The sequence below is a fragment of the Candidatus Blochmannia vicinus genome (assembly GCF_023586525.1).
Lineage (GTDB): Bacteria > Pseudomonadota > Gammaproteobacteria > Enterobacterales > Enterobacteriaceae > Blochmanniella > Blochmanniella vicinus.
In genome coordinates this window covers 579,568-600,185 of the sequence record NZ_CP097763.1, presented here as the reverse complement: position 1 = coordinate 600,185, position 20,618 = coordinate 579,568, and the positions used below count along the sequence as shown (strand labels likewise).

General features: G+C 28.6%; 18 protein-coding genes and 2 tRNA genes. All 20 read right to left on the bottom strand.

Annotated elements, in window-relative coordinates; genetic code table 11:
• Window positions 1–374: 374 nt before the first annotated feature.
• Window positions 375–731: a 50S ribosomal protein L19 gene (rplS, locus tag M9408_RS02475; RefSeq protein ID WP_250257076.1), complete on the bottom strand. Its 357-nt coding sequence runs from the start codon at window positions 729–731 to the stop codon at window positions 375–377.
• A 4-nt stretch (window positions 732–735) separates the two neighbouring features.
• Window positions 736–1,506, bottom strand: a complete 771-nt coding sequence (gene trmD, locus M9408_RS02470) for a tRNA (guanosine(37)-N1)-methyltransferase TrmD (protein ID WP_250257481.1) — start codon at window positions 1,504–1,506, stop codon at window positions 736–738.
• Window positions 1,507–1,536: 30 nt separating this feature from the next.
• Window positions 1,537–2,094, bottom strand: a complete 558-nt coding sequence (gene rimM, locus M9408_RS02465) for a ribosome maturation factor RimM (protein WP_250257075.1) — start codon at window positions 2,092–2,094, stop codon at window positions 1,537–1,539.
• Between the two features lie 9 nt (window positions 2,095–2,103).
• Window positions 2,104–2,343 carry a 30S ribosomal protein S16 gene (rpsP, locus tag M9408_RS02460; RefSeq protein WP_250236524.1) on the bottom strand — a complete coding sequence of 80 codons (240 nt, stop codon included), beginning with the start codon at window positions 2,341–2,343 and terminating at the stop codon, window positions 2,104–2,106.
• A 97-nt stretch (window positions 2,344–2,440) separates the two neighbouring features.
• Window positions 2,441–3,802 (bottom strand): signal recognition particle protein, encoded by a 1,362-nt coding sequence (gene ffh / locus M9408_RS02455; RefSeq protein WP_250257074.1) that lies wholly within the window; start codon window positions 3,800–3,802, stop codon window positions 2,441–2,443.
• 187 nt (window positions 3,803–3,989) lie between these two features.
• A tRNA-Arg gene (locus M9408_RS02450) sits at window positions 3,990–4,063 on the bottom strand.
• Between the two features lie 19 nt (window positions 4,064–4,082).
• Window positions 4,083–4,173, bottom strand: a tRNA-Ser gene (locus M9408_RS02445).
• A gap of 152 nt (window positions 4,174–4,325) precedes the next feature.
• On the bottom strand, window positions 4,326–4,511 hold the full coding sequence (csrA, locus tag M9408_RS02440; RefSeq protein ID WP_250236520.1) for a carbon storage regulator CsrA: 186 nt from the start codon (window positions 4,509–4,511) through the stop codon (window positions 4,326–4,328).
• Window positions 4,512–4,692: 181 nt separating this feature from the next.
• Entirely contained in the window at window positions 4,693–7,332 is a 2,640-nt protein-coding gene (alaS, locus tag M9408_RS02435; RefSeq protein ID WP_250257073.1) for an alanine--tRNA ligase, read from the bottom strand.
• Between the two features lie 990 nt (window positions 7,333–8,322).
• Window positions 8,323–9,237: a peptidoglycan DD-metalloendopeptidase family protein gene (locus M9408_RS02430; RefSeq protein ID WP_250257072.1), complete on the bottom strand. Its 915-nt coding sequence runs from the start codon at window positions 9,235–9,237 to the stop codon at window positions 8,323–8,325.
• 360 nt (window positions 9,238–9,597) lie between these two features.
• The gene (gene ispF, locus M9408_RS02425; RefSeq protein ID WP_250257071.1) at window positions 9,598–10,071 is read right to left on the bottom strand and encodes a 2-C-methyl-D-erythritol 2,4-cyclodiphosphate synthase; all 474 of its coding nucleotides are present in this window, start codon (window positions 10,069–10,071) and stop codon (window positions 9,598–9,600) included.
• A 15-nt stretch (window positions 10,072–10,086) separates the two neighbouring features.
• Window positions 10,087–10,812, bottom strand: coding sequence for a 2-C-methyl-D-erythritol 4-phosphate cytidylyltransferase (ispD, locus tag M9408_RS02420; protein ID WP_250257070.1), 726 nt, complete (start codon window positions 10,810–10,812; stop codon window positions 10,087–10,089).
• Between the two features lie 56 nt (window positions 10,813–10,868).
• The gene (ftsB, locus tag M9408_RS02415) at window positions 10,869–11,144 is read right to left on the bottom strand and encodes a cell division protein FtsB (RefSeq protein ID WP_250257069.1); all 276 of its coding nucleotides are present in this window, start codon (window positions 11,142–11,144) and stop codon (window positions 10,869–10,871) included.
• A gap of 362 nt (window positions 11,145–11,506) precedes the next feature.
• Window positions 11,507–12,145 (bottom strand): adenylyl-sulfate kinase, encoded by a 639-nt coding sequence (gene cysC / locus M9408_RS02410; RefSeq protein ID WP_250257068.1) that lies wholly within the window; start codon window positions 12,143–12,145, stop codon window positions 11,507–11,509.
• Window positions 12,146–12,158: 13 nt separating this feature from the next.
• Complete coding sequence (cysN, locus tag M9408_RS02405; protein ID WP_250257067.1) at window positions 12,159–13,586, bottom strand: sulfate adenylyltransferase subunit CysN; 1,428 nt, start codon at window positions 13,584–13,586, stop codon at window positions 12,159–12,161.
• A 9-nt stretch (window positions 13,587–13,595) separates the two neighbouring features.
• Window positions 13,596–14,510 (bottom strand): sulfate adenylyltransferase subunit CysD, encoded by a 915-nt coding sequence (cysD, locus tag M9408_RS02400; RefSeq protein WP_250248406.1) that lies wholly within the window; start codon window positions 14,508–14,510, stop codon window positions 13,596–13,598.
• 15 nt (window positions 14,511–14,525) lie between these two features.
• The gene (cysG, locus tag M9408_RS02395) at window positions 14,526–15,950 is read right to left on the bottom strand and encodes a siroheme synthase CysG (protein ID WP_250257066.1); all 1,425 of its coding nucleotides are present in this window, start codon (window positions 15,948–15,950) and stop codon (window positions 14,526–14,528) included.
• A 327-nt stretch (window positions 15,951–16,277) separates the two neighbouring features.
• A complete protein-coding gene (locus tag M9408_RS02390) occupies window positions 16,278–17,039 on the bottom strand; it encodes a phosphoadenylyl-sulfate reductase (RefSeq protein WP_250248408.1) in 762 nt (253 codons plus the stop codon).
• Window positions 17,032–18,753 carry an assimilatory sulfite reductase (NADPH) hemoprotein subunit gene (cysI, locus tag M9408_RS02385; protein ID WP_250257065.1) on the bottom strand — a complete coding sequence of 574 codons (1,722 nt, stop codon included), beginning with the start codon at window positions 18,751–18,753 and terminating at the stop codon, window positions 17,032–17,034. Before cysI ends, M9408_RS02390 begins: the two co-directional genes overlap by 8 nt.
• The gene (gene cysJ / locus M9408_RS02380) at window positions 18,753–20,573 is read right to left on the bottom strand and encodes an NADPH-dependent assimilatory sulfite reductase flavoprotein subunit (protein ID WP_250257064.1); all 1,821 of its coding nucleotides are present in this window, start codon (window positions 20,571–20,573) and stop codon (window positions 18,753–18,755) included. Before cysJ ends, cysI begins: the two co-directional genes overlap by 1 nt.
• Window positions 20,574–20,618 lie beyond the last annotated feature (45 nt).

Below are 20,618 nucleotides of genomic sequence, written 5' to 3'. Positions count from 1 at the left end.
TATTATGATACACATGTAAAACTAATGTAAATATAGTTTTACATTATAATTGTTAATAAATTATTATATATTGATTAATTAAATTTATTTAATTTTTAAATTTATGTGAAGTGCTACTAATAATAAGTTATTATTCTATATGAAATATTATTGATTTAGTTTAATCAAAATTAAGATTTTGTACATGTACACAATACATATTGTATTGTTTTTAGCGCATCTATTTGTATATAAATAGATGATTATTGCAATCGAAAGTCCTAATAATTAAAGTAAATTAGATGATAAATAATTTTAATATATTAAAATTTAGTAAATAAACACATATATATTATTGAATATGTATTAATTATTTAATAAAATAAAAAAGTATTTTATGAATTTATACGTACTTTTACTTTGATACGTGCAGATTTTCCGCTGAGATTACGTAAATAATATAATTTAGCGCGACGAACAAAACCAAATCGTTTAATCTTAATCTCTTCAATAACAAGAGAGTGTGTTTGAAAAACACGTTCTACCCCTTCTCCGCTAGAAATTTTTCTTACAGTAAATGAAGAATGTAATCCACGATTTTTAATAGCAATAACGATACCTTCAAAAGTTTGTAACCGTTTTTTATTGTTTTCTATGACCCAGGTCTTAACTTCTATCGTATCACCTGAATGTAAACGTGGTACATTTTTTTTTATTTGTTTTGTTTCAAAATTGTTTATTAATTCATACATTATATTATTTCCCTAATTCTTTTTCTTTTAAAGATAAAATGTGCTCATTTTTAAATTCAACTAGTAACTCTTTTTCTTCGTCAGTTAATTGTATATCATCAAGCAAATCTGGTCTTTTGATCCAAGTACGACCTAAAGCTTGTTTTTGTCTCCAGCGAGCAATATTACTATGATTTCCTGATAATAATACTGATGGCACTTTCATTCCTGCAAAAATTTTTGGTCGTGTATAATGTGGGCAATCTAATTTTCCTTTAGAAAAAGAATCTGATTCTTTTGAATTTTGATTACCTAGCACACCAGGGATAACTCTAGACATAGTATCTATTATTACCATCGCAGCTAATTCTCCTCCGCTGAGAATATAATCTCCTATAGACCATTCTTCATCAATTTCTGTTTGAATTAATCTTTCATCAATACCTTGATATCTACCACAAACCAAAATTAGTTTTTGATAATTAGATGCAAATTTGCGCACATATTTCTGATTTAATCTTTTTCCTTGAGGAGAGAGATAAATTACTTTAATATTATTTCCTAATTCGTTTTTAGCGTGGTTAATTGCATTTTTTAGAGGTTCAATCATCATTAACATACCTGGCCCGCCTCCATAGGGACGGTCATCTACACTACAGTGTAGATTATCTGTAAAGGCACGTGGATTCCATAGTTTTATCGAAATAATACCATTTCGAATTGATCGCCCTATTATTCCATGATGAATAATAGGGCGAAACATTTCTGGAAATAAAGTAATTACACCTAACCACATATTTTTATAAAATTTTAATCCCATGAGTAATTAAAAATTAGGATCCCAATCTACAGTTACAGTACGTATAACAAGATCAACATTTTTTATAACTCTCTTTATAAGAAAAGGAATAAGACAATTTCTAATCCCAGCAAATTTGTTTTGATACATTTTTACTACTAAAACGTCATTTGCTGTAGTTTCTATCATGCTAATAATATTCCCCAAAAAAATTCCTTTTACTGTAATTACTGTGCATCCTATTAAATCTTTCCAATAATATTCATCAGTATTTAGATGAGGGAGCCGTGTCTTATCTATAATCATTTCACAATGATTTAATAATTGAGCAGATTCCCTATTTGATATTTCTCGCATCTTGGCAATATAACGTTTTCCAAGTAATCTCCATTTATCTAAATAAATTGATTTCCATTTAGATTGAATTATGACGTAATACGGATTATAAAAAAAAATATTGTCACTTTTTTCGGTAAAAGATATGATTCGTATCCACCCTAAAACACCATATGCACCTACAATTTTTCCTATTACTATAGGATTAGTAACAGGTTGCTCTATTTTATTTTTTTTGTTATCTTTCATATTGAATTATTATTCATGAATTTTTATTAATTTTAAAACACGTTTAGATGGGCTTGCTCCTTTATGTAACCAAAATTTTACTCGTTCTATGCTTATATGTAGGTTTTTATTATTTCTAAATTTAATTGGATTAAAGAATCCGATACGCTCAATAAAACGACCATCACGCGCATTTCTACTATCAGCAACAACTATGTGATAAAAAGGAGCTTTTTTATTGCCTCCTCGTGCTAATCTAATTCTTACCATAGATATATATATCCTGAATTGAAAATTAAAAGCAATCAGACTTATGATATATGATATAAAAGCTTATATACTACTGAACTAAGTATGCAAACCATGTTTAACCAATTGTAAATTTAGATGATATTTTGTCTTTTAATGTACGTATTACTCGAAATGCTTCATTTTTATTTATTTTTTGTATTGTAATACGTATATGATTAAATTTAGTGAGCAATTTATTAACGTCTTGTATGTGTACTCCAGATCCATTAGCAATACGTTTTTTCCGAGATCCTTTAATTATGTCTGGATTTAAGCGTTCTTTAATGGTCATAGAGTTAATTATCGCTTCTATATGTGCAAATGTATTGTTATGAGTATATGATTGAACATCATTTAATTTAATTCCTAAATTAGAAGGCAGTTTACTTATTATTTTGTTAATTCCTCCCATATTACGTATTTGCTTTATATAATTTAAAAAATCACATAAATTAAAATCTGTATTATTTTTATCAATATATTTTTTTTCTTTAGCCCATTCCACTTGATTTTCAATATCTTCTATTAATGAAAGTATGTCGCCCATTCCAAGTATACGTCCAGCTATTCTGTATGCATTAAAAGGTTCTAGCTCGTCAATTTTTTCTCCTGTTCCTATAAATTTTATAGGCTTACCGGTAAGATACTTAATAGATAAAGCCACACCTCCACGTGAATCTCCATCTAATTTAGTTAGAATAATTCCAGTTAATGGTAAAGCCTTATTAAATGCATGTATACTATCAATAGCCACCTGCCCAATCATAGAATCTATAACGAATAAAGTTTCTACTGGATTAATAACATTATGAATTTCTGAAAGTTCTGAAAGTAAAGTATAATCTGTATCTAAACAACCAGCGGTATCTATTAGTAAGACATCATAAGATAGTGATTTTGACGCGCTAATTGCTATTTTAGCGATATCAATTGGTTTATTACCAACATTATAATCTGAAAAAAAACTAATATTTTCAGAACTTATTAATGCTCTTAATTGTTGTATACCTGCTGGTCTATATGTATCGGTTGATATCACTAATATTTTTTTATTTTTTTTATTTTTTAAATATTTAGCAAGTTTTCCAACAGTAGTAGTTTTTCCAGAACCTTGTGGGCCTACGATTAATATTAGTGAAGGTATTTGAGTGTGTAAATTTAAATCATGCGATCCTTCTCCCATAATTTTTACTAAAGAAGTGTGCATGATTTTAATTAATTCTTGACCCGGAGTTAAATGTTTGTTTATATTCTGTCCAATGATTCCTTCTTTTACTTTATTAATAAAACCATGTACGACAGATAATGCGACGTCACCTTCTAATAAAGAAATTTTAATCGCATTTAAAGTATCTTTAATATTTTTATCTGTTAATCGTCCAGAACCAATGATATTATGTATTGATTGCGATATTTTTTTAGACAAGTTTTCAAACATTTTTATTACTCAAATTAAACATAGATATTGTAATAAATTAAACCATAAAAATTATAATAAGTAATTGTAAACACAATTTATTAATATTTCCATATTATTTAATAACAATTAAAGTTTCAATAGTAATATCTGTATATTTATAAGATACTACTATCTTTAGTGTGCGTGAAATAAAACATTATGCAAATACACCCGAGAGGATTCGAACCTCCGATCTCTCGGTTCGTAGCCGAGTGCTCTGTCCAATTGAGCTACGGGTGCATCGTTCCTCTCTGTTAAACAGTGAGGGAGGGATTCGAACCCTCGACACAGTGCTAAAACCATATACTCCCTTAGCAGGGGAGTGCCTTCAGCCTCTCGGCCACCTCACTGAATATTTTTATTTATTTTCTTCATCAACTTATTTTTATTCTTATAATTAAAAAATTTCCTGTTACATTACGTTGTTTTTATATAATTTACAACTAAATTTTTAATCATAAAATTACTATTTGTATAGAAAATTCATTTTAAAATAATAACTTTAGCATAAAGTTTGTTGTGATTTTTCAGCTTTAATACGTTGATAAATTTCTTCTCGGTGTATAGATATTTCTTTGGGAGCATTTACACCAATACGAACTTGGTTCCCTTTAATACCTAACACAGTTACTGTAATCTCATCCCCAATGATAAGAGTTTCACCAACTCGTCGAGTTAGAATAAGCATCCTTTACTCCTTGAAAAATTCAAATAGCCGTAATTCTTAACGTTTTTACTGTTTTTATAATATTTAACGATATGAAGTAAATATCTTTATATAATCTTTGATTATTTTATAGATTTTTAGTACGCTGCTTTAATTAATATATTAATAATTTTTAAACAATTTTGGTATACAATATAATTGTTTATAGTATATTGTGTAATAAATAATTTATTTTGGTGGAAATTTTGGATGTATTTATAACATTATTTATACCGACTTGAGCAAAATGAGGCTTTCCTCCACCTTTTCCACCAAGGGTATTTATAATTAAACGTACTAAATTTAGAGCATTTATGCGATTGTTCTCTATTAAATCTTTAGTAACAGCTATTGCTATGCTAATTTTATTGTTCTTATTAACATTAATAAGAACAATAACTCCTGATTTTAGTTGACGTTTAAGGCAATCTATTAAATTTGTCAATGGGTTTAGCATCATATTTTCAACTTGTTTTACTAAAACTTGTACATCTTTAATATAATAAATTTCTTTAATGAAAGATAAACTTTCCTGTATGATTTGTTGATTTCTTAAATGTTCTATTTCCTTTTCCAATTTTTGACAACGGGATTTGAACTCATATATTTTACTTAAAATATTTTTATTATTACTTTTTGTCGATGTAAAAATATCTTGAAGTAATTTTTTATATTGATGTATTACAGATAATGCTGTAATGCTAGTTACTGCTTCAATCCGTCTAATACCGGAAGCAATGCTAGATTCTTTAGTGATTACAAATATACCGATTTCTCCCGTATTTTTAGCATGAGTTCCTCCACATAATTCAGCAGAAAAATTTCCCATTCTTATAACACGCACTATTTTTTCATATTGCTTATTTACAAGCATCACAATTCCGTCATTTTTAGCTGTTTCTATTGGTATCATGTCAGCCATAATAGGAAAATTGATCCAAATTTGTTTATTTACAATATTTTCTACTGTATTAATTTGTACCTCTGTCATTGTTTCATGATGACAAAAATCAAAACGTAAATATTGATCGTTTACTAATGATCCTTTTTGTATTATATGCGTCCCGAGAACTTGATATAACGCGGCGCGTAGTAAATGAGTAGCGGAATGATTTAAAGAAATATGTCTCCTTTTACATTGATTTACCTGTGCAATTATTTCTTCTCCTACGCTAATTGATCCGCTGTTCACTACCCCCAAATGACCTATTGTTTGTCCATATTTTTTAGTATTAGTAACTTGAAATAAACTAGATATAGTTTTCAATTGACCAGAATCTCCAACTTGGCCTCCCGATTCTCCATAAAAAGGGGTATTTTTTAAAATTACTATTCCTTCTTCTTTTGCACAAATTTTATTTACTGGCTTATTTATGCGAAATAATGCTATTATTTTAGTTCTATAAGTAAGTTCACGATATCCGACAAACGTACTTAATATATTGCAAAGTGATATATTTTTGTTAAAAATATAAAATTTATTTGATTCTTTCGCATGTTTTTTTTGCGCCAACATAGACTGATCAAATTTTACCTGATCTACATGTATACCGTGTCTTAAACAGATATCTTTTGTTAATTCTAAAGGAAACCCATAAGTATCATATAAATCAAATGCTATTTCCCCACTCAAAACATTTCCTCTTAATAGTACTAATTTTTTCTCTAATAATTTTAAACCTTTTCTTAAAGTATCTTCAAACAATTTTTCTTCATTAAATAAAACTTTCTTTATAAAATCTTTTTTTTCGCGTAGGTTATCAGATAAATGCTGCATATATTTAATAAGAGGAGGTACTAATTTATAAAAAAAAATGTCATTTATACCTAATTTTTTCCCATGAAGAATGGCTCTGCGGATAATCCGGCGTAACACATAACCACGTCCTTCATTTGAAGGAGTAACTCCGTCTTGAATTAAAAATGAGCATGTACGAATATGATCAGCTATTACACATAAAGACCTATTAGTATTGTCATTATTAACTTGAGTAATTTGAGATATAGAAGATATCAATTTTCTAAATATATCAATGGAATAATTACTATGTACTCCCTGTAATATTGCGGAAATTCGTTCTAAACCCATTCCTGTATCTACTGATAACATAGGAAGTGACAAGAGATGACCATTTGATTGGCGATTAAATTGTATAAATACTAAATTCCAAATTTCAACATATCTTTCTCCAAGTTCTTTTAAACTACCAGGAGGACCTCCTTGAAATCGATCTCCATGATCATAAAATATTTCTGAACACGGGCCACAAGGACCAACATTACCCATTTGCCAAAAATTATCAGAATCATAAAAATTATCTGTATTATTTCCAATTTTAATAACATGTTCGTTAGGTATATCTACTTGTTTTATCCAAATATCATAAGATTCAGAATCACAAATATGTACTGTTACCCATAGTTTATTTTTAGATAAATTAAACCAGTTATTATCAGTTAATAACTCCCAAGCAAATTGGATAGCTTCATTCTTAAAATAATCTCCAAAACTAAAATTACCTAACATCTCAAAAAATGTAAGGTGTCGCGCAGTATATCCAACATTATCTAAATCGTTATGTTTTCCTCCAGCACGTACGCAACGTTGTGCAGTCGTAACACGCTTAAATAGCGGCTTATCCATGCCTAAAAATATATTTTTAAACTGATTCATACCAGAATTAGTAAACAATAATGTTTGGTCGTTATCAGGAATTAAAGTGCTGCTAGCAATAATTTCATGTCCTTTTTTTTTAAAAAAATTAAGAAATTCCTGACGAATATTATCAATATTTTTATGCATAGATTCCATCATGAAATGAAAATTCCATATATTTGATTTACATAATTAAATATTATAAACAATTTTAAAAAAGATAGAAATCAAAATTGTAGAATATTATTTATTTTGAATATATATAAATAAAAGAATTCGATGTTGTTTGTAGACCAACAAGTAACAATGTATTATTTACAGATATATCTTAAAAATAAAAGTATAAGCATCGATTATATTATATATCTAATTTCTAATGGATCAACTATTTAAGTAAACTCATAAAATTTTAAGAGTAATATATAAAAACATATGTAAAATGCGTTAATTGATAGTATCTCTTATTTATGTATATAATATAAATACATTATTATTTAATACATATATATTATTTATAAAATTAAAAAATTTAGTAAATTTAGAATCGTATATTTATTAGACGTGATCTGAAACTCCCAGTATTAGTAATTAAATAATTGTGTCTTCCATTATTTCTATAACCTAGCATGATTATATATTAAATTTTTTATAACAATATTATATCATATACTGAAATATGTATGTGTATTATTCGTATTATGTAATAAATGCAAGTATATTAAAAAAACCAATTTATTATTAATTGAGACTGATCTGTTCAGGTATTCTTTATTCATTTTTATTATAGTAAAAGTTCACATCATCATGATTTTCAACCAATTATAATTTATGTGTTATTACCAAATTATAAGAAACTTATTGTTCTGATCAGAATATACGATTCATATAGTATATATATGTATACTATATTTTATATTTAATGTATTAAATAGTTATATTTGATTAATATTATTTAAAGTTTAATTTAAATATTAGATATATATATTCGTAAAATTAATGATTTCAATCAATTATTAAAATTAAAACATTAAAATACAATTAAATTAATTTAAAAGGTAAAATAATTATTATTTTCATAAATGTATGTTCTTATATGTTCATTGTTAAGAAATTCATGTCTAGTTGGGATTAGATTATCTATTGTTTCAGATAATATAAAGGATCTACTGATTTTCCTTTATATCTAATTTCAAAATGTAATTTAACTTCGTTAGTGCTACTATAACCCATAGTAGCTATCTTATCACCCATTTTAACTTCTTGCTGTTCTGTTACTAATATTGTGTCATTATGTGCATAAGCACTGAGATGATTATTATCATGTTTAATAATAATTAAATTACCATATCCTTTCAATGTATCACCAGCGTACACTACTTTTCCATTAGCAGTAGCTAATATAGGTTGGCCTAAAATTCCAGATATATCAATTCCTTTATTACCTCTTTCAGAATTAGAAAAAGCGTTAGTTATGATTCCGTTTGCCGGCCAATACCAATTCTTAATTACTGCTAATTCTGATTTTTTTAAACAAGAAGTCATATTATGAGATGTATTTTTTATGTTAGAGGAATTATATTTGTTAGTTCGTAAAAACAACAATTGGTTTTTAACAAAAAATAATACTTTTCCTAAAGTATTGTCACTGTGATTAAAATTTGAAAAAAAATTTTTTGAAAATTTTTTAAAATATGATAATTCCGTATTATGGGGTACTTTTATTATTTGACCTATTTTTAATTGATTTATATCTTTAATATTATTTATTTTTGATAGATTTGAGCAGCTGCTTCCTGTAATCCAAGCAATATAAAATAAAGTGTCGCCAGACTTTACCGTATATGTAGACTTATGATAAGAACTATAATTTATATTATTGTATTTATGGGCTTTATTAGTAGATATTTTCTGCTGATACCATGATTCTTTTTCTTTACCTTGGAGGGAAGAATTGTGTAAATCAAGGTTTGTAGAACCCGAAATACATTCGCCATGATATTTCCTGTGAATATTATTGTTATTCGAGCATCCTCCTAAAAATATAAAAATCATTATCGTATAAATTATTAATATATTGTTGTCTAGCATAGTAACTATACTGAACTCCTTTAATTTCTGCTTATTTTTTGATAATTCACTTGTCTAATAAATTATAAGCAGAATATATATATTTGATGCTAATATTAAATTTCAAATAATGCATATTTTAATATCAAAATAACTTATAGATTTACAATAGATTTGTGTATTTATTATATATCAATATAAGGGGTATTGATTCTTTAATAAATTAATGGATCGACAGATACTATTATTTTTTATTTTATACATTTATATCATTGATTTGATTTGATCTGAATTAATAGTAACTTGATTCTTATAGTAACTACATATATATTATTATAAGAAATATTAACGTGTTAATAATGTTACCGCTACACATGAAATTCCTTCAGAGCGACCAATATAACCCAGTGTATCAGTAGTAGTAGCTTTTATGTTGATGTTAGTTACTGGACAATTTAGATCTTGGGAAATATGATAACGCATTTGATAAATATACGTATTTATCCTTGGAATTTGCAAGATTATAGTGATATCTACATTTTCTAATAAATACCCTCGTGTAATAATTTTATTCCAAGAAATTCGTAACAATTTTCGGCTATCTATATTATTATATTCAGAATCAGTATCTGGAAACATTGATCCAATATCTCCATAACAAGCAGCTCCTAATAAAGAATCGATCAACGCATGTATTAAAACATCACCATCAGAATGCGCTGCTATTTTTTGTGTGTAAGGAATGATTACTCCTCCAATAATGAGCGGACGATATCCTCCAAATTGATGTACATCAAATCCATAACCGATACGCAACATGTTTTATAAATCCCATTAAGTTTTTTTATTTAATTCAGATAAATAAAAACTAGCTAGCTTTAAATCATCTTGATGAGTAACTTTGATATTATCCGAACGACCGTGTATTAAAATAGATGTATATCCACAATATTCTACAGCTGATGCTTCATCAGTAATAGTAACTTTGTTTTTTAAAGCCTTTTTAAGACAACTTTTTAAAAGATTATAATTAAATAACTGTGGAGTTAAAGCATGCCATAGATTATTACGATCCAAAGTATATCGTACAAAATTGGTGCCACAATAAGTTTGCTTAATAGTATTACAGATTGGTATTGCTAAAATTCCACCTACTTGAGAAAATTTTGTCACCTCAAATAATCGTAATAGATCTTCAGGATGTAGGCAAGGCCGTGCTGCATCATGTACCATCACCCAAACTGATTTTTTTACATGTTGTAGACCAGCCATTACTGAATCAGCTCGTGTTTTTCCTCCAACAACTACACTAATTCTAGGATCATAAGCAATAGATAATTTTTTAAACCAACAATCTCGCGCGTTCACCACCACTATGCAACGACGAATGCATGATTGACATAATAAAGTGCTAATTGAATGCTCAAGTAAAGTTTTATTGCCTATCGTATAATATTGTTTTGGCAGTATACTGTTCATACGTTTCCCAGTGCCTGCTGCTGGAAGAATAGCTGTAATATTTGGAAATTTATTTTTAGCACGTTTAGTAAAGCAGATCATATACACCAATTTCGTTAAACCATTATCAATGTTTATTGAAATTAATATTATTGTGATTACAATTTTATTTGATAAAAAGTTTCATCAACCTTGATCATTCCAAGATTGTACCTTGATCGTTCTTCAACAGCCTCATCTCCATGAAGCAAATCATAAATTTCATATAATAATTGATTATTACGAAGTCTCATTTGGGTAACATCGTTAGTATTTTTATATAGTTTAATTGTATTATGAATATTGATTAAATCATAGATTCCGTTTTTACCTAACCACAATGAATATTGTAGCCAAGCAAGTAACGTGAATAATAAATAACTTAATTTGTTCATGTTTATGCTGCCTGCCAATTTATTATACTTTTTTATCAAAATCAATTATATTAACCGAATAATCAACTTGTTTTCTTTGGTGATAAATGCAAATTTCTGAAGTAAATAACTGTAATTTTTATTAAATGTATAATATACAGTCGCATACGCCATACATAATACACATTAAAACGAACCAATTCAAAAATTATTGTGAATTATTTAGATTTATTATGAGAATATTTTCTGGAAAAAATTAATTTTTATTTAATTAAAAAAATAATTCTTATTAAAATAAATAATATTTTTGATACACTCATTTTCTTTATTATAGAAATTTAATTATTATAGACTTATTAAGTGATATATATTTGTGTTCTGTATTATTTAAAATGGTGATCTATTTTGAATAAAGATTCGAGGAACGATGATTGTAATATTTGGTTAATTAGTTCTATTACCGATTTTTGCCCATTTAAATATATATGTGGTTTTTTTGGTCTTTCATACGGAGAACTTATGCCAGTAAAATTTTCTATTTCTCCAGATCTAGCTTTTTTATATAAACCTTTTGGATCACGGTTTTCACAAACATATAGAGGAGTGTCAACAAATATCTCGATAAAATCATTAACAGGAAACATGTTACGTATCATTTGACGATCGTAATGATAAGGAGAAATAAAAGTAGCTAATACCACTATTCCTGCGTCAACCATTAATCGCGCTGTTTCTCCTACTCGGCGTATATTTTCATGTCGATCATGATCACTAAATCCTAAATCGCGACATAATCCATGTCGCGTATTATCTCCATCTAATATGTATGTGCTTATATTTTTATTATGTAATTTTTTTTCTAAAACATTAGCTAAAATTGATTTACCAGATCCTGACAATCCTGTAAACCATAATAATATAGCACGATGCTTATGTAGAAATTCACGATCTTTTCGTTTTATATAAAACGTGTTCCAAAAAATATTTCTATTAGAAAAATAATCGATATTTTTTTTAGTCATGGTATAAGTATGATTATGGTAAATCTTTAATATTCCAATGAGGGAAATGAAGACGAATTAATGCATGTAATTCTAATTCAAATTCGCTATAGTTGTTCCTATCTTTGGATTTTTTATGACATTTTATAGGGTTCCGGACCATTCCGGCCCCTACGGTTTCATTGGTCAATAAATCAATAAATATCATACTCCCAGTTGTTGGATAATAAGAATACTGATCTAATAATAATGGTTCATCAAATGATAACTTTATTAACCCAATTCCATTGAGTGGTATTGATTTCGTTTTTTGGAATTGTAAAGTATGCACATCTACCTGATATTCTATATCTCTTATTTGTGCTTTTATAATTTTACTAGTAATCTTAATATTAAAATATTGATTTTCTTGCAATTCTTCTTTTTTCATCCATACTATATCTACTAATGCAGACCATACGGGGGTAACAGTCGGGTGTGCACCAGTTATCATATCCCCTCTACTAATGTCGAGGTCATCTTCTAAAGTTATAGTAACTGCTTCTCCAGTTTGAGCGTATTTTTCATCTTTGTTGAAAGTAATAATACGTTTAATACTAGAAGTAGTATTTGATGGAAAAACATTAATATCTTGTCCAGTATGTATACTGCCAGACGCAATAGTGCCAGAATAACCCCTAAAATCTGAATGGCGATTTACATATTGTATTGGGAGACGTAACTCTTGTTTTTCGAGGCGAGAAAAACTGTTAATATTAACATTTTCTAATATCTCTAATAAAGTCGAGCCTTTATACCACTTCATGTTTGTTGATAATGTTGTAATATTATCCCCATCTAAAGCAGATATTGGAATAAATTTAGTAATTATATCAGTAGATAATTGTTTAGAAAATTCTAAATATTCTTTACTAATTTTTTGAAAGATCTCTTGATTATAATCTATTAAATCCATTTTATTAATTGCTACTATTATATGTCGGATACCTAAAAGTACACTTATAAACCAATGCCTTTTAGTTTGCCCCTGTATTCCTTTACGTGCATCTACTAATAAAATAGCCAATTCACTGGTAGAAGCGCCAGTAACCATATTTTTTGTATATTCTGCATGTCCTGGAGTATCAGCGATTATAAATTTACGTTTTTTAGTAAAGAAATAACGATAAGCAACATCTATGGTAATACCTTGCGCACGTTCTGATTGTAATCCATCTACTAACAACGCTAAATCTAATTTATTTTTTTGAGTACCAATTTTTTTACTATCCATATGCAGAATAGATAATTGATCATCATAAATTTGATATGAGTCATATAATAATCGTCCTATCAAAGTACTTTTCCCATCGTCTACGTTACCGCATGTGAGAAATCGCAACAATATTTTATATTGTTGCGTATATAAATAATTTTCAATTCCTCCATAATTAATAATTTCTTGTTCTATGGCGCTAATCATAATGGTTCCTTAGAAATAACCTTGACGTTTTTTAATTTCCATAGATCCAGATTGATCAAAATCAATGATACGTCCTTGTCGTTCACTGTTCTTAGATATTAACATTTCTTCAATTATCTTAGGCAATGTTGCTGCTTTAGATTCTATTGCTCCAGTTAATGGCCAACACCCTAATGTACGAAATCGTATCATGCGTTCTTCTATGATTTCTCCAGGCTTAAGATTAATACGTTCGTCATTTACCATAATTAAATTTCCATCTCTGCATATTACAGGGCGATTTTTAGCTAAATATAATGGTACTATTTCAATCTTTTCTAAGAAAATATATTGCCAGATATCCAATTCTGTCCAATTAGACAATGGAAATGCTCGAATACTTTCTCCTTTATTAATTTTTCCATTATAGTTATACCATAGTTCTGGGCGTTGATTCTTGGGATTCCAGCAATGAAATTTATCTCGAAACGAGTAAATTCGTTCTTTAGCTCTAATTTTTTCTTCATCACGACGAGCGCCACCAAAAGCTGCATCGAATCCATATTTATTTAATGCTTGTTTAAGTCCTTCTGTTTTCATAATATCTGTATATTTAGCACTGCCATGAATAAATGGATTGATCCCCATGGATATACCTTTTAAATTTTTATGAACTAATAGTTCAAATCCATAAGATTTAACAGTTTTATCACGAAATATATACATTTCATGAAATTTCCAACCAGTATCTATGTGCAATAAAGGAAAAGGTAATCTACTAGGATAGAATGCTTTTCTTGCTAAATGTAACATTACTGAAGAATCTTTACCGATGGAATACAACATGACTGGTTTGTAGAATTCGGCTACCACTTCGCGAATAATATAGATACTTTCTGACTCTAACTTGTTCAAATAAGTAATATATTTTCTATTTTTTGTCATGATTATCCTTTTAATTTACATCAAATTAATAATTGAATTAAACGAATAGAAACGCAGTGGGTTTTTTCCAAACCAATTTATTTTACTATGTAATGATACAACATTGCCAATAACTAACAAAGCAGGACGATCAGCCATTTTTGCTAATTTTTCTAATTCAATCAAGGTACCAATTAAAATTTTTTGATCTCTATATGTTCCTCGACTAATTACGGCTGCTGGGGTATGCGCATTTAGTCCATGCGTGATCAAATTATTGCTAATATTTATGGCATTAATTTTACCCATATAAATAACTAATGTTTGTTTACTATTTGATAAAATATTCCAGTTAAATTGATTATTGTCATTGATACTATGACCTGTAATAAAGATAACACTATGAGCATATTTTCTATGAGTTAATGGAATTCCAGCATAAGCTGGAACACCAATACCTGCTGTAATGCCAGGAACTATTTGAACAGGAATGCCTGCTTCTGATACTGTTTGTAATTCTTCTCCCCCCCTACCAAAAATAAGTGGATCCCCTCCTTTAAGTCTAACAACTTTGTTGCCTTGTTGTGCTAATTGTACTATAAATTGATTAAGTTTTTTTTGAGAAATTGAATGATCTCCAGCACGTTTCCCAACATAAATTTTATCAGCATCTCGGCGAACTAAATCTAATACATCTGAACTTATCAAGTGATCATATAGCACTACATCTGCCTGTTGCATTACTTGCAACCCTTTAATAGTTAACAATCCTACATCTCCAGGTCCTGCGCCTACTAAAGTTACACTACCTTTTTTATAATTATTTTCAATATTTTTAAGAGCAAATTTAAAAGCTTTATTAGCTTCTTCGAGGCGATTTTTTTCAATTAAGTTAGCAATGTGACCATTATAAAATATTTTTTCCCAGAATCGACGTCTGCATACTGTATCGACAATATGTTGTTTTACTTGATTACGCCATGCTCCCGATAATTTTGCTATAAAACCAAGAGACTTTGGTAATAACGATTCAAGTTTTTCACGTAAAATACGCACTAATATAGGTGCTTTTCCACAGGAAGAAATTCCTATTAAAATAGGATCTCGATCGATAATAGCAGGAAAAATACATGAACATTTATTTTTATCGTCTACAGTATTTATTAAGATATGTCGTTCTTCAGCATTTTGGTATATTAAAGTATTTAATTTAGTGTCATTGGTTGCCACAATTATTAAAGTTACTTTATTTAACATGGCAGGGTTAAAATTTTTGCCTATCCAATTGATATTGTGAGCGAGTAATATTTTTTTCAATTCCGGACAAAGAGTTGGTGCTATTATTGTAATAATAGCACCAACTCTTTGTAGGATTTTTATTTTTCGTACAGCGACACTTCCTCCTCCAACAACCAAAACTGGCCTATTTTCGAGATTAACAAATAACGGTAAATACTCCACAGAATTATACCTATACTCAGATATAATAAATTATTAACAAATTTTCAATGTTACATATTTTATTATATTAAAGATTAATAGAAATTGTAAGTATAAAAATATTTTATTTATGTGTAATATTTTTCATATATAGTACATTCTATTTTGAGATCAATCCTTAATATTGATAAATAACTATAACTAACACATCTTGATAAGCACTAAAATATAGGCATACGCTCTATTATAAATAACTATCACTAACAGCAATATATTCCATTATTCAAATACTTACTATACGATTAAAATTGAAGTATATCATATAAATGATTTATATGAAAATAAATTTCAATCAATAATATGTAAACCACATTCACGCTGTAATCCAAAAAACCTCGTCTCTTCTTCTTTCATGCCAGGTTTCCATTTTATACTAGTGTGTATATCTCCTATTGATACATATCCTTGTTTCCATAATGGATGATATTCCAAAGAATGTTTTTTCATATATCTATAAATCTGAGAAGTATCCCAGTCAATGATAGGTAAAAATTTAAAAATTCCATTTTGAATAGCGATTATTGGCAATTTTTTACGACTACTTGATTGATTACGTCGTAAACCTGCAACCCATGTTTGCACTTTAAGTGTTTTTAGAGCACGATGCATCGGTTCAACTTTATTAATATTATTGTATTGTTTAATACCATTTATACCTTGTTCCCATAATTTACCGTATCGTGCTTCTTGCCATGCTGCAGATTGCTTTGGGGAAAATACATGTAAATTTAATTGCATTTTTTCTGTTAGTTGATCGATAAATCGATATGTTTCTGGAAATAGATAGCCGGTATCAATTAAAATAATCGGGATATTAGGATAATAGTAAGTAGTTAAATGTAAACTGACTGATGATTGGATGCCAAAACTTGAAGATAATATTGCTTGACTAGGTAAATGTTCTACAGCCCATTTAAACCTGTCTTCTGTCGTTAGAGATTCTAGATGCTGATTTATTTTATTTAATATTAATTTTTGTTCATTTATATTGAATGAATTAAGTTTTTTAAAAGCCCAACAATAGTTAATAATATTTAATAATTTATTCATAAAAATCTTTTTCAGAATTTACAACGGCATTGACTATTCCGGATCTTACTACGTAATCTCCATAAGATTCTTTATTAATTCTTTCTTTTGCCCAACGTTCAATAGTCATGTCAAGTATATTTAAGATATCTATTTCTGTGATATTTTCTTTATATAATCGAGGAATACGCGTACCAATATTATTACCTCCTAAGTAAAGATTATAACGTCCGATTGACCTTCCCGTTAATCCAATTTCTGATAACATTGCACGAGCGCAACTGTTTGGGCAACCCGTCACTCTTAAAACAATAGCATCTTTTTCTAATTTATATTTTGACATAATATTTTCTACTTTAGTAATGAATTCGGGTAAAAATCGTTCTGCTTCTGCCATAGCTAAAGGACAAGTAGGAAGCGCTACGCATGCCATAGATGCCTGTCGTTGCGGCATAATATCATCATTTGTTATGCCATATTTTTTCAATATATTTTCAATCAGTAATTTATTATCTTTAGATATCCCGGAAATAATTAAATTTTGATTTGCAGTTAATCTAAAAGAACCGGAATGTACTCGTGCAATTTCTGAGATTCCGTATTTTAATAACTTTTTAGGAGCATTATTTAATATTCTCCCATTTTCTATAAATAAAGTAAGATGCCAATCGCCATCAATACCTTGTACCCATCCAAATCGGTCTCCTCTATTTGTAAATATATAAGGATGAATTGGATGAAATTTTATTCCAGAACGACGTTCGACTTCTGATTTAAATACTGCTGTTCCAACTCGATCTAAAGTGTATTTTGTTTTCGCATGTTTTCGATCAGATCTATCTCCCCAATCTCTTTGCGTTGTAACCACTGCTTCTGTAATCTTTAAAACATCTTTTGTAACAATATACCCAAATTCACTGGCTTTACGAGGATATGTAGTTATATCTCCGTAAGTCATCGCTAATCCTCCTCCAACTAATACATTAAAACCAATTATTTTCTCAGTGTTATTACTTTTAATGGCAATAAAACTAAGATCATTAGCGTGAACATCTACGTCATTCATTGGTGGTATCGCAATTGCTATTTTAAATTTACGAGGTAAATAAGTAGCGCTCAAAATTGGTTCAGAATCTGTAGATTCTGTTTTTTTTCCATCTAACCAAATTTCTGCATACGCTCGAGATTTTGGTAATAAATGTGCAGAAATATTTTTTGCTAACTCCCATACTTGATAATGCAATGTTGATTCCATTGGATTAGCTGTACATATTACATTACGATTTACATCCCCTGCAGTAGCTATAGAATCTAATCCTAATTTATTTAACAAATTATGTAAACTTTTTAAGTTTGGTTTCAATAAACCGTGCAGTTGAAAAGTTTGTCTAGTAGTAAGACGGATTGTTCCGTATAAAGTATACTGTTTTGAAAAATCATCGATAGCTAGCCATTGGGTTGGAGTAATTACACCACCTGGTAAACGACAACGTAGCATCATATTAATTAATGGTTCTAACTTTTGATTTTCTCGTTCTATACGCACATCACGATCATCTTGTTGATACATTCCATGAAATTTAATTAATTGAATATTGTCTGCGTTAAAACCTCCGGTTAAGCTGTTATCTAAATTTTGAGCAATAGTACCTCTTAAGAAATTACTTGCTTTTTTTATTCGCTCATTATCGGATAATAACGTTATATTATTATTATTATTATGTTTTGTATTCATTAGTAAATATCTCTTTGATAACGCTGTTTTATTCGCATTTCATCCCAAAATTCGTTTGCTTTATCCAAATTCATACCTCCATGTCGAGATGTTAACGTAATTAAAGCTTTATTTACGTCTTTAGCCATATATTTGGCGTCGCCGCACACATATATATGAGCTCCTTCTTGGATCCATGACCAAACTTCAGCACTATTTTTTAATAATTTATTTTGTACATAAATTTTATAATCTTGATCTCTAGACCAAGCTGTGTCAATTTTAGTCAATACACCATTTTTGAAATAACGTTGCCACTCAACTTGGTAAATAAAATCATCAATAAATCTCAAATTTCCAAAAAACAACCAGTTTTTTCCTAATGCTCCATCTGTGACTCGTTGTTGCATAAAAGCACGAAACGGAGCAATACCTGTCCCTGCTCCAATCATGATTATTGGAATATTAGAATCTTTCGGTAATCTAAAATTATCATTAGGTTCAATAAAAATACGTATTTTATCATTTTCTTTTATACGATCTACTAAATAACTGCTGGCACCACCTGTTCTAAAGCGTTCGTTTATTTTATAACGTATTGCGCTTACTGTGATGTGTACTTCTTCTCCCACTTCTGATTGAGCAGAAGAAATAGAATAAAATCGAGGTTGCATGGGTCGTAATATTTGTAATAATTCTTGAGTATTTATTTTCACTGACACATGGTGTATCATTTCAATAATAGGTGTAGTCGAAATAAAGGTATTTAATTTTTCTTGATCGTTAAATAAATCCAGTAATATTTTATTTTGAGTGATGGTAGCCATATTTTTTACAACAATTGTAGAATTATGTGTTAATTCATAGTGGTTTTTTAATGCCTCATTAAGAGATATTAACTGTCCTTTAATTTGTATTTCTTCAGTCCCTTTTAAACCTAATAATTCCAATAACTCATTAATAAGATTAGGGTCATTTTCATACCATACTCCTAATGCATCTCCTGGTTGGTAACATACATTAGAATTAGTAATATCTATTTCTAAATGGTGAACATCTTTGAGTGAATTACGGCTAGTAACTTTTTGTCGTGTTGATAAATAGGCAATTAATGGATGTTCTTTATTATAAATGGTGTGATTTACTTGTGTAATTTTATGAACTTTATTAATTCTATTGAATGTAGAAGTATGTTTTACCTTGTTTTTTAATAAAAAGACTATTTTTTTTCTCCATATATTAGCTTCTTCTTTAAAATCGATATCGACGTCGACCCGATCACATAACCGATGTGCTCCGAGTTCTTCTAAGCGATGGTCAAAATCTTTTCCAGCTTTAGCAAAATATTCATATGATCGATCGCCAAAACTAAACACAGCAAAATAAGTATTTTCCATTTTAGCTGCTTTATTAGAAAACAAATATTTGTGCAACGCAATTGCTTCTTCTGGAGGCTCTCCCTCTCCATATGTAGAAGTAATAATGATTAATAATGTTTCTTCAGCAATTTTTTTGAATTTATAATCTCTGGCATTAAATAATATAACATCTAAATTAATCGCATTAATATCATCGCGTAATTGTTCAGCTAATTGTCGTGCATTACCAGTTTGAGAAGCAGATATAAGAGTAATTTTTTTATTAGGAACAAAATCTATAATTTTAGTTTTTTCAGAAACATTAGTTATCTTATCAGTTTGTACAGCATTTATTAATCCCCACAAGTATCCGGATATCCAAATCAATTGAGAATTGGACAAAGTGACAAAAATTGACTGAATATCACTTAATTGTTCTGAAGTTAATGGCGTTATCTCGTTATGTGCAATTTTTTTCATCATTAAATCAAAAACTTAATTTTAAGCTTATAAAAGCAAAGATTATTT